Genomic DNA, 14,468 nt, shown 5'->3' on the forward strand with positions numbered 1-14,468 from the left:
TCTATTATCTCAAATTTTCTCAGTAAGACAACCTTTTTTCAATAAGCTTTTAAACTAAAACACACCAGCCAATATAAAACAAACTGATGTGTCATTATAATACATTTTAAATATCAATTTCCAACAAGGTTGGCGTGTGGTCTTGACGAGTTCCTGAATCAATCATTTCAGATTTTTGAACTTTATCCGCAATTCGGTCACTTACTAACCAGTAGTCAATTCTCCACCCTGAGTTGTTGATTTTACTAGTCTTCGCGCGTTGATTCCACCATGAATAAACGCCTTCCACATCTCCGTGAATATAACGGAACGTATCTGTAAAACCGCGAGCTAATAGATTTGTGAACCCTTCACGCTCTTCGTCCGTAAAGCCAGCTGATCGACGGTTACTCTTAGGATTCTTCAAGTCAATTTCTTTGTGAGCGACATTATAGTCACCTGTTGCGATGACTGGTTTTTCTTTATCAAGGCTTGCTAAGTAATCCGCATACTTAATATCCCATTGTTGACGCTCTTCTAAACGAACTAAGCCCGAACCAGCATTCGGTGTATATACTTGTGTAATAAAGAAATCATCAAATTCAAGTGTAATAATACGCCCTTCCGCATCCATGGTACTTGGTGTCCCAATTTCTGGATAAGTAACATTAGGTGAAAGGTAGTTTTTGAATAAGAACATTGTCCCTGCATAACTTTTACGGGCAGGTTCTTTTGAACTATTCCAAGCGATGGTGTAATCTGGCATGTCTTCTTGCAAGATTTCTAAATGCTTTTTAGTTGGTCCTTTACTTGATAATTTAGTTTCTTGAATCGCTATTACATCTGGATCTTCATCTTTAATTGTCTTTAGTACAGCTCTTGATAATTCTGCTCTCGCTGAGTCACTTGTTAAAGCTGCGTTAAGTGAATCGATATTCCATGAAATTAATTTCACTGTCATTCTCCTCGTATACTTTATTTATTCTTATTCATTTTATATTTAACTGATTGGATGGTCAAACATTGTGACAATTTCTTTGTAAAAGGGTTCAAAATTGATTGATGATAGCGCTTTATGATATATTTAAATAAAGATAACTATGATGGAAATAATGGAAGAGAGGGATGTCTATGGCAAGAGGAGGAGGCCGCGGAGGTGGCGGCGGTGGTCGCAGCGGTGGCTTCGGTGGGTCTCGTGGTGGCGGTGGTCGCAGTAGTTCTGGTGGACGCGGTGGCGGATCATTCGGTGGTAGTCGTGGCGGAGGCTCTTGGGGTGGTGGCGGTTCTTGGGGCGGCGGAGGTTACAATTCTCGTCCAGTCATTCGAACCGGACCAATCTTTAACTCATGGGGTTCTCGTCGTAGAAGAAGTTCCTTTGGTGGAGGCCCTTATAGAGGCGGAGGTGGCGGTGGCTGTTCAACCACACTCATCTCAATGATCATTATTGGTGTGATTATCATGTTCATATTACCAATGATATTTGGTGGTATGGGTGGGAGTTCGAATAATACTTCATCTAGCTCTGAAACTTCTGTAACGCGCTCAACCGTTGAACGTGAACCACTTCCTGCAGGATCAGTCAATGAAACGGATTATTACACCGATGACGCTAACTGGGTTGAAAACCAAACTGTTATGAATGATGGATTACGTCATTTCTATGAAAAAACAGGTGTACAACCTCACGTCTATATTACAACTGAAATTAATGTTTCAAACAATGCATCAATGTCGGAAGTAGAGGAATATGCCAATAAACTTTACGATGAATTATTCACCGATGAAGCTCACTTATTGTTAATGTTTTATGAAGGAACACCAAGTAATTACACAACCTATTATGTCACGGGTTCCCAAGCTGACCAAGTGATTGATAGAGAAGCAGCAGACATATTATTAGATTACATTGATCGATATTACTATGACATGAATCTCAACACTTCTGAGTTCTTTAGTAAATCATTCCGAGATGCAGCTGATCGAATTATGGACGTAACAACCTCACCTTGGATACCTGTACTACTAGTAATAGGTGGCGTGATTCTCGTTGGAATCCTATTCTTATGGTGGCGTAAACGTAAGCAACAAGAAGCGATTGAAGCCAAACGTACCGAAGATATGTTGAGTAAACCGATTGACACTTTTGGAAAAAGTTCAGAAGCAGACGATTTAGCAAAAAAATACCAAGACAAATAATATACAATTTGGAGGAATTACATTATGGCTATACTAAATAGATTTAAAGACATTATCAGTGCAAATATCAACTCAATTATTGACCGCATGGAAGATCCTGAGAAAATGATTGACCAATACTTACGTGATATGTTAGAAGACTTAGCTGAAGTAAAAGAAAGTACCGCAAGTGTGATGGCTGAAGAAACTCGCAGCAAACGTAAAGTCGATGAGAACGAAGCAGAAGTGAAGAAATTCGAAGAATTAGCTAAGAAAGCTTTAGAAGCTAACAACGAAGCTGACGCACGTATCTTCTTAACTAAAAAACAAGAAGTTGAAAATATCGGTGCCGGTTACGCAACAGCTTACGCTGCAGCTCATGAAAATGCCGTTAAAATGCGTCAAATGCATGACAAGCTTGCTAAAGATATCGACACATTAAAACAACGTCGTGCGATGATTAAAGGTAAAATGTCAGTGGCAAATACTCAAAAAACAATCAATGATGCCACAGGTAACATCACTCAATCTGAGAATGCAATTGGAAACTTCGAAAGAATGGAAGATAAAGCGAACCGTATGCTAGACGAAGCAAATGCTATGTCAGAATTAAATACGGAACCGATTGACGAAGCCAAAGCTTTAGAAGAAAAATACGCTTCAAATACTTCCGCTGCTGTTGAAGATGAATTATCTCGACTTAAACAACAAATGGGTCTAGATTCAACAGATACAGAATCTTAATAATAAATTTAAACGCCTTTCTTTCAGTGCTTGTAACTGAAAGAAAGGCGTTTTTTGTACATACTTATATAGATTGTAGTACTTCCGAAACGAGCCAAGCCCACACTCCTACAGTGAACACTGCAGTAATTGGAACCCAAAACTGAAATTTACGATGCTTCGTCTTATGTCTAAAGAAACGCATGCCTAAGAAAGCACCTAGACCTCCAAACAGAAAACTCGCTTGTAGTAATTTTCTTTCTGAAATTCGGTATTGCCCAGTTCGTGAATATTGTTTATCACGGTAGTAAAGATGACACGTGTACACATTCATTAAACCAATAAATAAGATGACGATCATCTCTATCATTCTAATATACTCTTGCATTTATTCACTCTTTCTATTGTAACTTAGCCTTGACTCAACATATCTTGAGCTGCTTTTTTATAATCTTCACTTCCAGAAGTTTCCGCAAACTCCGCAATCGTAATGGCTTGCGTTGATAGAACTTCAATAATATGCTCTTTCATCTTTAGCCAAGTATATCCGCCCGCTGCTTGATATTCCTGAATTAAATTCTCCAACTCAGCCTCTCCAAACAATAAGTAATGCGCTGTAAAGTCATTGGAAACATCCATATGCTTTGCCTCAGTCCAGTCAATAATTCCGATGACTTTTGAATTGGAATCAATCAACATATGACCTGGATACAAATCACCATGAATAAAGCCGGTCTCTTTTGGCCACAAGTCGCCTTGACTTAACCAAGCTTCCCACCGCTCTAAAGGCGATTCATGAACCGAATAGTTTTCCTTCACACGATTTATTCGCTGGCGCATCATCTCTTGTAACTGATCTTTTGAGTCTACTCGCAAGCCCGCTTCTGCCACTTTTTCTTTGGAAATGCTGTGAATTTCTACCATTGCTTTAGCTAGGCTCTTTGTAAATTCAGCTGGCGCTTGATTCACATCAAAAACCCAACTTGTCTCTTGAGTTACCGAATCAGTCGTGACAGCCGCCTGCCCTTCCAGTGACTTATAGGCAATTAACTCTTCTGTAAAAACTTCCCAATTTGGGACTTGGATCGACTTTGTATTTTCATTGACGAGTTCTAATATTTTCTTTTCGGCTTGCGCTTTTAGAAAAACATCTCTTCGTCTTGGCACGCGTAATATCCACTCTTGCCCATTGATATCTTCGGCGATCACAACTTTAAAATCTAAGCCAATATTTACGTCTTGTAAGGTCTCCTCTTTTAATTAGATGCCATTTTTCTTAGCTAATTCAATCATGTCATCACCCTTTCGTTGGCCCTCTATAATAACTGCTTCAAATCTTGTCCTCTAATTATAACTTAGTCAGTAGCGAATACCAAATGCCCTCTATGGTATATTATATATAAAATGTAAGATCGGAGGACTTTTCATGGTCGCAAAATTATCAGAAGACTTAATCTATGAAATACTTTCCGTCGTTGACGAGATCCCTAAAGGAAAAGTCGCTTCGTACGGACAAATTGCTAAACTCATTGACCGCCCAAAAAACGCTCGCCTCGTCGGAAAAGGACTCAGCCAGGCTAGTTACTACGGCGCTTACCCTTGCCATCGTGTGGTGAATCATGCGGGGAGACTCGCCCCAACTTTCCCTAACCAAAAGGACTTGTTACTTGATGAAGGCGTTGAATTTAAAAAACCAACACATGTGGACATGAAAAGTTTCCAGTGGGATATGTGATTCCGCCTTAACTTTAGACAAACGGCGATGTCATTTGGCTTGAGTTTGCTAAACTAAAGACAAACGGTGGTTTCATTTGGCTTGAGTTCGCTAAACTAAAGACAAACGGCAATTCCATTCGGCTTGAGTTCGGGTAACTAAAGACAAACAGCATGCCCATTTTGCTTGAATTTACTCAAATGATTATTTTTTCTATTTATTAGAAGCGCGGTTACTTTTAACTTGATCAATAAGAGCTTGAATTGACTCAATCCCCAATTCATCCATTCTTGCTGGTAAGTCGCGAATAATTTCTGGACAAACCATCGGATTATTGTAATTCTCTGTTCCTATTTGAACGGCTGTGGCACCCGCCATATACATTTCTAACACGTCATCAACCGTTTTGATGCCGCCAATACCAATAATCGGTATAGTCACGGCATTCGCAACTTGATAGACCATTCTTAAGGCAACGTGTTTGAGTGCGGTACCTGATAAACCACCTGTGATCCCACCTAAGATAGGCTGGCCAGTCGTTAAGTCAAAGGCCATACTTGTTATCGTATTAATCATTGAGATGGCGTCGGCTCCCGCTGCCTCTACCGCTTGGGCAATTTCTACAATATCTGTTACGTTGGGCGTTAGCTTCACATAGATAGGTAGACTGGTCACAGCTTTACAAGCTTTAGTTAAGCGAGCGGCCACTTCTGGATTCGTCCCAAAAGCTACACCGCCTTCTTTAACATTCGGGCAGGAGATATTTAATTCAATTGCTTTGACATTGGGTGCTGTAGAAATCTGACGGCACATTTCGATGTAATCTTCTTCGGTAGACCCTGCGACACTCGCAATGATTGGTACATCAAAGCCTTCAAGGTAAGGCAATTTCTCAGATAGAACGGCTTCTACGCCTGGATTCTTTAGTCCTACGGAATTCAATACATCTCTTTCTCTATGCACATATTGTGGTGCAGGATTACCCACACGTTCTTCAAGTGTCGTACTTTTAGTAATTAAGGCACCTAATAAACCTAGATCATAGTGTTTTGCGTAACTTTCACCGAAACCAAAGCAACCTGAAGCTGGCATAATAGGGTTCTTCAATTCAATACCTGGAAGATTTACTTTTAGTCTGTTCATTATATTCTCTCCTTAAATTTCAAGTGCGTGATACACTATCTCACCATCAACTAGAGTTAAAGCACACATACCTTTGACTTTATAGTCATTAAAAGGCGTATTAGCAGCTTTAGATAAATAATCATCCGAGTTAATCACATACTCTTTTTCTAAATCAAAAACAGCAATATCTGCAACACCACCCACTTTCAATTCACCCATAGGTAAGTTAAAGAGTCGGGCTGGCAGGTGACTCATGCGATCAATTAGAAATTCTAAAGTCATCAAATTCTTTTCAACAAAGTGAGTATACATTAAAGCAAAGGACGTCTCGATACCCACTATTCCAAATGGAGCATCAATAAATCCACCAGACTTTTCTTCCATAGTATGGGGCGCATGGTCAGTCGCAATAAAGTCGATCGTTCCATCAGCTAGTCCTTCAATTAATGCGCGTTGATCTTCTTTGCCACGTAATGGTGGATTCATCTTGAAGATAGCGTCATCACTTGGTATATCCATCTCATTAAGTATTAGATGATGTGGTGTCACCTCGGCAGTAACATTCACTCCTTGTCGCTTACCTTCTCGAATGGCCTCGACAGATTCTTTCGAAGAGACGTGACAAACATGATAATGGACGCCAGTTTCTTTAGCAATGAGAATGTCACGAGCAATCTGGCTGCTTTCTACAATTCCCATAATCCCTGGCAAACCCAATTCTTTATTGCGAATACCTTCATGCATGACCCCACCGTAAAGTAGACTCTCGTCTTCAGTGTGGGCGACGATGGATTTGTCAAGACTCGCAGCTAACTTCATCGCTTCATACATAATTCCAGCTGTTTGAACGCCCACCCCATCATTAGTGAATGCGAAAGCATCAATGGCTGCCATATCAACTAATTTATCTGTCCGTAATTCCTCAGTAATGGGTGCATATTGAAAAGTCTTAACAACTGAATCACGCTCGATCATATCCTGAATAGCTTGGTATTTCTCAGGTGTATCTGGAACAGGATTGGTGTTAGGCATCGCGCAAACAGTTGTAACACCGCCACGAGCTGAGGCTTTGGATCCACTCAAGATAGTCTCTTTATCAGTGAAACCTGGTTCTCTAAAGTGAACGTGAATATCAACTAAACCATTTGTGATGAGTTTTCCTTTTAAATCAATCACTTGCTCACCCTCCAAGTCATGCCCTAATTCAACAATCACTCCTTCTTCAATTGCGATATCAATAGACTCTAATTCATTATCTTTTACCACTCTTTGACCATTCTTTAATATTAGTTTCATTCTACTCTCCCTTTTAAGACCCACTCTAGAATTGCCATACGTGCATAGACCCCGTTGGACATTTGAGTAACAATTCGACTTTGTGCACATTCCACTAATTCATCCGCCAACTCAACATCACGGTTCACTGGTGCTGGATGCATAATAATGGCTGTATCCTTCATTGTTCGGTGACGTTGACGAGTTAATCCATACATAGCATGATAGTCTTCTTTTGCGTAATGCATATCCTCTGATCCGTGGCGCTCCAATTGAACACGAAGCATCATCACCACATCTGCCTCCGCTACTGCTTCATCCACTGTTTTAAACGTTCCGTACTGCTCAAAGCTTATGTCAAAGTAATCATTCGGCCCAGCAAAGATAACGTCAGCCCCTAACTGATTAAGCAATGTCATATTACTCATGGCAACGCGTGAATGAACTATATCTCCAATTATCGCAACTTTTAACCCTTTAAAATCACCAAACTCTTCATAAATAGTCATAATATCTAATAAAGATTGCGACGGATGCTGTCCGTTACCACTACCCGCATTAATAATTTGAATCTTTAAGTTCATAAGTTGGTCCATATAATTTCGATCTGGGTGGCGAATGACAGCTACATCTACCCCTATCGCTTGCATAGTTAGAACAGAATCATATAAACTCTCACCTTTATTGACTGACGAACTTCCGACATCAAAATTAATTTGAAGCATGCCTAACTTATGCTCAGCCACCTCAAAACTATGCTTAGTCCGGGTACTATTCTCAAAAAACATATTCACCACTGTTGCATCACTCTGATATGTTCTACGACCTTCCTTAAAGTCGATAGCAGTCTTCAATAAATTTAATAACCCTTCATTATCAAATTGCTCTACAGATAAAAAATTTCTCACAATCATCTTCCTCCTAACAAAAAAGCGCCTTTAATCTTCGAGACTAAACGCACCTAAATAAGGATAGTTTCGCTTATGATCTCTCGGATCTATTTAAAGTCAAAAACTGATTAATAATTTATGATATTGTGACAGCATCCTTGCCATCTATTTCTTTGATTTGAACTCGCACACGTTCTTGTTTAGATGTAGGAATATTTTTCCCAACATAGTCTGGGCGAATTGGTAATTCACGGTGTCCTCGGTCTACTAATATAGCCAAAGATATTTCGGCAGGGCGTCCTCGATCCATACAGGCATCCATTGCCGCACGAATCGATCTGCCTGTATAGAGCACATCATCAACTAAGATGACTTTTTTACCTGATAGATCACTAGAATTTTCTGGTCTCTGGTCGGTATACTTCATATCATCGCGGTAGGCTTCGATATTCATTGACTCAACTAGCACGGGGCCTTCGATCTCAGCAATTTTTTTACCTAGGCGTTCAGCCAGAGGTGCCCCGCGCGTCGCAATCCCCATAAGGACAATATCTTCAATACCTTTGTGATGTTCAATAATTTCATAAGCTAGTCGGGTCAGAGCACGTTTCATTTCCATCTCATTCATTACAACTTTTTCCATTGTTTACCTCCTTGATAAAGAAAAGACCTCTCCTTAACCGCGGGCATGCGAAAGAAGAGGTCTCTAAAGAAAGAGTTTCCGACTGTACTTACCTTCTTCGTCTCACAGGACGCCAATTAAAGGATACTTATTAAGCTAAATTATATACGATATTTTTTATTAAGCAACTGTAAAAATTAGACTTATTCAATTAAATTTATATATAAGTTTGTATTTTGTTACTAAGAACTTTTTAATAATCAAGATATAAAGCCATTTTTGTCAGTTTATTTGAAATAAAATGATAAATAAACAGTTTGATAAAATTACTTTAATTTTATGATTAATTTTTAAATCTTAATTCTCTAGGATTTTTGATAATATAAAAGTCAATGAACAAAGAGTAGTACACATATTTTATTATTTTTTACTATTCTCTAATAAATTTCTGATCCGATTCAGGCACACCGTCTTCATCACTCACATAGCGTTCAACCTTCATGGTGAGATCGTATTTTTCGCGCAAGTCTTTAATTTCTTGCATCATTGAAGAGGCGTGATGTCGGTCAATGGCTGCTTGATCGGTCCAACTATCAATTAATAGAATGGTCGTTTCGTCCTCTAAGGGCGCAAAGTATTCATACTTTAAATTCCCTTCAGCGCTTCGGATTCTTTCAACGACGCCTTTTGACATCATCTCTTTCGCAAATTTTAGAGCATTGCCTTCCTTGCCTGTGTAATAAATATTAATTGTAATTGTCATGCAACTTTATCCTTCTTGTGCAATATCTTGTATTAGTGGTTTCAGCCAGTCTTCGAGATTGTTTAATTCAAAGCCTTCAGCTTCAATCTTATCTGAACGCAAATATTGGTCATGAACAGTGCTAAATGGTGATTCATGTGACCGGTCATTCGTATACTCAACCTTTACTTCTTTTCCAGTCATCTCTTCTAACCAAGCTATAAAAGTTTCGACAGTAATTGCGTTGCGTGAACTAATATTATAAATGCCCTCTTTTTGATTCTCAATCGCCCACACAATCGACTCTGCTGCTTTCGTTCCTTTGACATAATTTACTTTAATTTCTGGATCCGTAAAGTATACAACTTCGTCATTCATTACTTCCTCAACATAAAAATGCAGTCGCTCAGTATAATCATCTAAATCTAGGACAATGGGGAAGCGAAATGCTGTAAGTTTGAACGGTGCTTCAGTAAATAATACTTGTTCAACTTGCCTTTTCCCTTCGCCATAATTTACTTCGATATTTGGGTCAATACGATAAGTTAAAGGATCAAAGTCTGCTTCAGTGTGGCCATCAATATCCCCACTGTAAACCGCCATAGACGAAGTAAAGTAAAGATGTTCTATAGAATCCTTGAATTTATCCATAATAATTCGTGCATCATCTGCCGTGTAACAAATATTGTCAAAGACTGCATCCCAAGTCTGTTCAGTCACTTCAGCCCATCCTTCGTGACTCGCATCGCGTGCATCTAGAGTAATGTGCATAGCATTTCCTTCAAAGGGATTTGGTTTATTTCCACGTGTTGCAATCGTCACATCATGACCGCTAACTAATAATTGTTGTACTGCCTTCATTCCAAAGAAATTGGTTCCACCTAATACTAATAATTTCATTTTGTACCTGCCTTCTTTAATTTTCCATTAGTTTTTGATAAATCTTTTCGTATGTTTTTCCATTTCGAACAGTAATTTGCTTATAAAATGGAGACTTCACTAAGTATCTTGCATACGCCGTCTTTTTGTAATTGGCTTCGTCGTATTTCCCCCAATAAACTGCTAACTCACCAAAATGAATTTCTTCATTCCCTAAACTCATACTTGCTACTTCTTCTTTAAAAGCGTCTCGGTCTACAGCTTCTGTATAAAATAAAACATCTCGACGAGCAAATTCCTCATTCCACCACGCCGGTAAATTTAAGTAATCTGCTTTGTAAGCTTCAGCGCTAATAATAATTGAAAGTAAATCAAAATCATATGACTCTTTTAAATGAGTTTGAACTTTTTCTCTAATCGAATTGATATCTTCCTCACTATTAAAGAAAAGATTACCGCTATTGATATAGGAAGTCACTTCGGTAAATCCAAGCGCTTCTAGTTTTTCCCTAAGTTCCGCCATCACCACTCGATTCTTACCACCGACATTAATTCCTCTGAGTAAAAGTACATAGCGCATAGTTTGGACTCCTTTTTACATAATTTTTTTAATAAATTTTAGGGCCCAATCTTTATAGGGCGGGTAGCGTAATTTAATATCAAACAAGTCAGTCTTCTCGATGACGCTTTTTGGATGTGAGAAGGTTTCGAGACTATATTTGCCGTGATATTGCCCCATCCCACTCGCACCAACTCCACCAAATGGGAGATTGTAATTACTTTGATGAATCAGCGTGTCATTTATCGCTGCGCCACCAAAAGATAGATTTTTTATTATATACTCTTTCAAAGATTTATCCTGCGTGAATAAATATAAGGCAAGTGGTTTGTCTTTTGAACGAATAAATTCTACTGCTTGACTCACTTCTCTATAAGTTAATATCGGTAATATCGGACCAAAGATCTCTTCTTGCATTAATTCTGTATCGAGTTCCGGTTCCAAGACTAACGTGGGTTCAATAGTTAGCATCTCTTTATTACTGCCTCCGCCATAAATAACACTTTGATTTTTCATTAATTTCTTCACACGCTTGAAGTGTCTTTTATTAATCATCTTAGAATAATCTGAATTCTCTAAAGGTTTCTTCGTGTAATATTCTTCAATGACTTCAATGAGGGCGCTGATCAAGTCATCACGAATCGCTTCATCAACGAGAAGATAATCAGGCGCGATGCAAGTCTGACCAGCATTGGTGAATTTCCCCCAAACAATCCGTTGAGCAGCATGTTTGATATTGGTGTCTTTTGCGACAATGACTGGACTTTTTCCGCCAAGTTCTAGTGTTACTGGCGTTAATGTTTGACTCGCTGTCTCCATAATTACTTTTCCAACTTGAGTACTTCCAGTAAAGAAACAATAATCGACGCCTTCTTTGAGTAATTGCTGAGATACTTTCCCATCACCTTGTTCAACTGCAATATATTCGCGTGCGAACACTGATTCAATAATTTGTTGAATTACCCTAGCTGTATGTGGTGCTAATTCGGAAGGCTTTAATACGACACAATTCCCTGCCGCAATCGCCCCAACAAGTGGTACGAAACTTAACTGAATAGGAAAATTCCATGGTGCAATAATTAAGACACTCCCATATGGTTCTTGATATATATGGCTTTTAGAATAAAAATGCGCCAGAGACGTTGGAACGCGTTTGGGTTTGGCCCAATCTTTTACATGTTTAATCATATAATCAATTTCACTATAGACCGAGCCTAACTCTGTCACATAACTTTCAAAGACGGGTTTATTTAAATCCTTTTTCAGCGCATCATAAATCAAAACATCATGCGCCTTAATTGCCTCTTTTAATCGTTTTAATTGTCTAATTCTAAAGTTCACATCCAAGGTTATGCCACTTCTTAAAAACATTTCTTGTTCTGCTTTAACTTGCATCATGAAACGCCCCTTTCAGTTAAAAGTATATCATTGACCGCAATTAACCTCCAAACATGTGAATGGATTGTTTGAAAATAAAAAAAGACTTTCTACAGACCTTGCCTGTAAAAAAATTTATCCAAATAATTTCGTTAATGGCAGCTTGTTCATCATGGTAATAGAGTATATTGACTACTTTAATCGCATAATCTGAAGAGACTATCGCGTCTCCTTGCATATGTCCGGTTGCCACGACTTGAGCAAAGACTCTGACTGAAAACTTGCTGATGTCATTAATGGACTGTTGGTCTAGCTTGTTAGCGAGAAAGCCTGTCTGACACAGTTGATGCGCACTTTACTTGCTTCTGTGACGATTCTTCCTTTTAAACTCTCATCTTCGATATCAATGTATTAGAGAAAGTTCTGGGCATTTTGACTGGCCCATGTTGCTAAATCTTTTTGAGGTAAAGTCTCAAGTAATTCTTCTAACTCAAGTCTTAGGTCAGCTGAGTCCTGAGTTTTTATCTTGTATTTTGTAGGGAGTTCAATCTTGCCATCTATGTATAGCTGCCTTTCCCGAGCACTCCAAGCGTAAGCATGTGGATCCATAGACATCTTTCCTTTCTATCATTGCCTTTCTGGACGAAATAAATTATCCACAGTCGTTTCTAAAATCTCAGCTAAGTCAAATGCCAGTTGTAATGAAGGATCATACTTATTGTTCTCAATTGCATTAATTGTTTGTCTTGAAACTTTACAATGCTTCGCTAAGCTTGCTTGCGAAAGTTTCTTATACGACCGTAATTCTTTTATTTGATTCTCCAAGTCCTAAATTATCCCCCATACTTTCTTTTACTTATATTTAGTAATACAAGAAAGAAGATACTTTTTACTAGTAAATCCGTTAACGGATTATAGTAATATTGGGTATCTGTTAATAAGTTCTGATATACCATTTGACCTATTTCAAACAGTAATCCAAATATCGTAATCCCAAACATTTGCGTCGATGCTTCTTGAATAATTTCTTTACGTCTTTCATCACCAATCTTAAGGATTTCGTAGATAGTCCATCCAATTAGAAGTACGGAAATTATTAAAATACCATAAAACACTATTACTACTAAATTCATAAAATTTCCTCCTAAAATTAACTCCCTTTAAATCAATCACCAACTAATTGATAGCCAAGCAATGAGTAACATTAATGCCGTTAGCACAATTACTAGCAAAATAAACTTAATAAAAGAATTATCTTCATTTATTTTAGCTAATATGAATCGCTCTAAGAATAAAGTTGTCAAAACTGATACGATGGCTATAACTAGAAAAATATTTCTTTCTCCAGTTTTGATTTGTTCTATAAAACCAATAATAAACAAAGTCATAACGGTAACAAACCAAGATATTTTCACCGACTTATCAGCTATCTTTTTTTCCATTTCATCTTTCTTACGCATGAAATCACCTCCGATGTTTAAAATGTGTCAAAAACTCTTTACATTTATAGTGTAAGGGAAATTTTCAATTGTGTCAAACATATTTGACATCATTGGTTATGAAATATGCTAGAATGAAAAGTGAGGGAGTGAAAAAGCTGGTATCTAGTACTCGGATTGAATTCGAATGCGTGTTTGGCTCTAATCTAGTACTCGGATTAATTTCGAATGCGTGTTTAATTAGATTATCAAAAATAAAACCGACAAGTCAGGTTTTCCTAACTTGCCGGTGATGCAACGGTCTCTCAATTAGAGTTATCTAATTCCTTTACCACCTTTTATAATTAGTGATGGATAATCTGACATGCCTGTAATGCAACGGTCTCTCAATTAGAGTTATTTAATTCCTTTACCACCTTTTATAATTAGTGATGGATAATCTGACATGCCTGTAATGATTGGTTTTGCCTTTGTAATTAGCTCTTTAAATACATCTAGTGACAAGGAATTCTGGTGGGCTTCTTTATCTTCCCAGACCTCATAAATATACACTTTATTTGCATCTTCTGGATCAATGCCGACACTGTATATATAACAGTTCTCAACATTTTCCATTTCACTTGCTGCTTCTAACAAGTAAGTTAAAAGTTCTTCACGCTTGCCGTCCGCTGCCGATATACTTCCATTTACACTGTATAATTCCATCTTTGTACTCCTTATTCATTGCTTTTATGACCGTTTGACTGACTTTTGACCTTTGCACTTTTATTTTATTACTCATGACCCTCTTATTCAAACATATGCTATAATAAATGCATAAAAAATACTTAAGGAGTTTACTATACGCCGATTGTAAAATTAAGCTAGACAACTAAAACAGCCATTTGTGGTACACTCAACTTGTAATTCCGACCAAAGAATACAAAGGAGTGACCACAAATGACCTACACCCATCTTACCACGGATGAA

The 14,468-nt window shown here is 38.1% G+C and carries 20 protein-coding genes and 1 pseudogene; 3 read left to right on the plus strand and 18 right to left on the minus strand.

Annotated elements, in window-relative coordinates; all coding sequences use genetic code 11:
• Positions 1-106 precede the first annotated feature (106 nt).
• Positions 107-934: an exodeoxyribonuclease III gene (locus ACEN31_RS05835; protein WP_407108912.1), complete on the minus strand. Its 828-nt coding sequence runs from the start codon at positions 932-934 to the stop codon at positions 107-109.
• Between the two features lie 176 nt (positions 935-1,110).
• Between ACEN31_RS05835 and ACEN31_RS05840 the strand changes: the two genes are divergently transcribed.
• Positions 1,111-2,175, plus strand: coding sequence for a hypothetical protein (locus ACEN31_RS05840; protein ID WP_407108913.1), 1,065 nt, complete (start codon positions 1,111-1,113; stop codon positions 2,173-2,175).
• A 24-nt stretch (positions 2,176-2,199) separates the two neighbouring features.
• Entirely contained in the window at positions 2,200-2,898 is a 699-nt protein-coding gene (locus ACEN31_RS05845) for a PspA/IM30 family protein (protein WP_138404174.1), read from the plus strand.
• A 64-nt stretch (positions 2,899-2,962) separates the two neighbouring features.
• Here the strand turns inward: ACEN31_RS05845 and ACEN31_RS05850 are convergent, their stop codons facing one another.
• Both ACEN31_RS05850 and ACEN31_RS05855 read right to left on the minus strand, forming a co-directional pair.
• Positions 2,963-3,265 (minus strand): DUF1294 domain-containing protein, encoded by a 303-nt coding sequence (locus tag ACEN31_RS05850; protein ID WP_407089522.1) that lies wholly within the window; start codon positions 3,263-3,265, stop codon positions 2,963-2,965.
• Between the two features lie 23 nt (positions 3,266-3,288).
• Positions 3,289-4,110 (minus strand): annotated as a pseudogene (locus ACEN31_RS05855) (macrolide 2'-phosphotransferase); the annotation flags it as partial.
• Between the two features lie 193 nt (positions 4,111-4,303).
• Between ACEN31_RS05855 and ACEN31_RS05860 the strand changes: the two are divergent.
• Positions 4,304-4,612, plus strand: a complete 309-nt coding sequence (locus ACEN31_RS05860) for an MGMT family protein (RefSeq protein ID WP_407108914.1) — start codon at positions 4,304-4,306, stop codon at positions 4,610-4,612.
• Positions 4,613-4,625: 13 nt separating this feature from the next.
• Here ACEN31_RS05860 and ACEN31_RS05865 read toward each other — a convergent pair whose 3' ends face one another.
• The 15 genes from ACEN31_RS05865 to ACEN31_RS05935 form a co-directional block, all read right to left on the minus strand.
• Complete coding sequence (locus ACEN31_RS05865) at positions 4,626-4,766, minus strand: hypothetical protein (protein ID WP_407108915.1); 141 nt, start codon at positions 4,764-4,766, stop codon at positions 4,626-4,628.
• A gap of 38 nt (positions 4,767-4,804) precedes the next feature.
• Entirely contained in the window at positions 4,805-5,734 is a 930-nt protein-coding gene (locus tag ACEN31_RS05870; RefSeq protein WP_407108916.1) for a dihydroorotate dehydrogenase, read from the minus strand.
• A gap of 12 nt (positions 5,735-5,746) precedes the next feature.
• Positions 5,747-7,012 (minus strand): dihydroorotase, encoded by a 1,266-nt coding sequence (locus ACEN31_RS05875; protein ID WP_407108917.1) that lies wholly within the window; start codon positions 7,010-7,012, stop codon positions 5,747-5,749.
• Positions 7,009-7,905 carry an aspartate carbamoyltransferase catalytic subunit gene (locus ACEN31_RS05880; RefSeq protein ID WP_407093799.1) on the minus strand — a complete coding sequence of 299 codons (897 nt, stop codon included), beginning with the start codon at positions 7,903-7,905 and terminating at the stop codon, positions 7,009-7,011. Before ACEN31_RS05880 ends, ACEN31_RS05875 begins: the two co-directional genes overlap by 4 nt.
• 112 nt (positions 7,906-8,017) lie before the next feature.
• Entirely contained in the window at positions 8,018-8,524 is a 507-nt protein-coding gene (pyrR, locus tag ACEN31_RS05885; RefSeq protein WP_407093798.1) for a bifunctional pyr operon transcriptional regulator/uracil phosphoribosyltransferase PyrR, read from the minus strand.
• 409 nt (positions 8,525-8,933) lie between these two features.
• A complete protein-coding gene (locus ACEN31_RS05890; RefSeq protein ID WP_407089504.1) occupies positions 8,934-9,266 on the minus strand; it encodes a putative quinol monooxygenase in 333 nt (110 codons plus the stop codon).
• Positions 9,267-9,272: 6 nt separating this feature from the next.
• Positions 9,273-10,145, minus strand: a complete 873-nt coding sequence (locus ACEN31_RS05895) for a hypothetical protein (protein WP_407108918.1) — start codon at positions 10,143-10,145, stop codon at positions 9,273-9,275.
• A gap of 16 nt (positions 10,146-10,161) precedes the next feature.
• On the minus strand, positions 10,162-10,704 hold the full coding sequence (locus ACEN31_RS05900; RefSeq protein ID WP_197103773.1) for a DUF1697 domain-containing protein: 543 nt from the start codon (positions 10,702-10,704) through the stop codon (positions 10,162-10,164).
• 15 nt (positions 10,705-10,719) lie between these two features.
• Positions 10,720-12,081: an aldehyde dehydrogenase gene (locus ACEN31_RS05905; RefSeq protein WP_407108919.1), complete on the minus strand. Its 1,362-nt coding sequence runs from the start codon at positions 12,079-12,081 to the stop codon at positions 10,720-10,722.
• Between the two features lie 40 nt (positions 12,082-12,121).
• On the minus strand, positions 12,122-12,403 hold the full coding sequence (locus tag ACEN31_RS05910; protein ID WP_407108922.1) for a putative immunity protein: 282 nt from the start codon (positions 12,401-12,403) through the stop codon (positions 12,122-12,124).
• A 68-nt stretch (positions 12,404-12,471) separates the two neighbouring features.
• Positions 12,472-12,675: a hypothetical protein gene (locus ACEN31_RS05915; RefSeq protein WP_407108920.1), complete on the minus strand. Its 204-nt coding sequence runs from the start codon at positions 12,673-12,675 to the stop codon at positions 12,472-12,474.
• A gap of 12 nt (positions 12,676-12,687) precedes the next feature.
• On the minus strand, positions 12,688-12,885 hold the full coding sequence (locus ACEN31_RS05920; protein ID WP_407101825.1) for a helix-turn-helix transcriptional regulator: 198 nt from the start codon (positions 12,883-12,885) through the stop codon (positions 12,688-12,690).
• 8 nt (positions 12,886-12,893) lie between these two features.
• Complete coding sequence (locus ACEN31_RS05925) at positions 12,894-13,193, minus strand: hypothetical protein (protein ID WP_407101822.1); 300 nt, start codon at positions 13,191-13,193, stop codon at positions 12,894-12,896.
• Positions 13,194-13,229: 36 nt separating this feature from the next.
• Positions 13,230-13,520, minus strand: coding sequence for a hypothetical protein (locus tag ACEN31_RS05930; protein ID WP_407101820.1), 291 nt, complete (start codon positions 13,518-13,520; stop codon positions 13,230-13,232).
• A 375-nt stretch (positions 13,521-13,895) separates the two neighbouring features.
• A complete protein-coding gene (locus tag ACEN31_RS05935) occupies positions 13,896-14,204 on the minus strand; it encodes a putative quinol monooxygenase (protein WP_407101818.1) in 309 nt (102 codons plus the stop codon).
• Between the last annotated feature and the right edge of the window lie 264 nt (positions 14,205-14,468).

The sequence above is a fragment of the Ruoffia sp. FAM 26255 genome (assembly GCF_045528525.1).
GTDB lineage: Bacteria > Bacillota > Bacilli > Lactobacillales > Aerococcaceae > Ruoffia > Ruoffia tabacinasalis.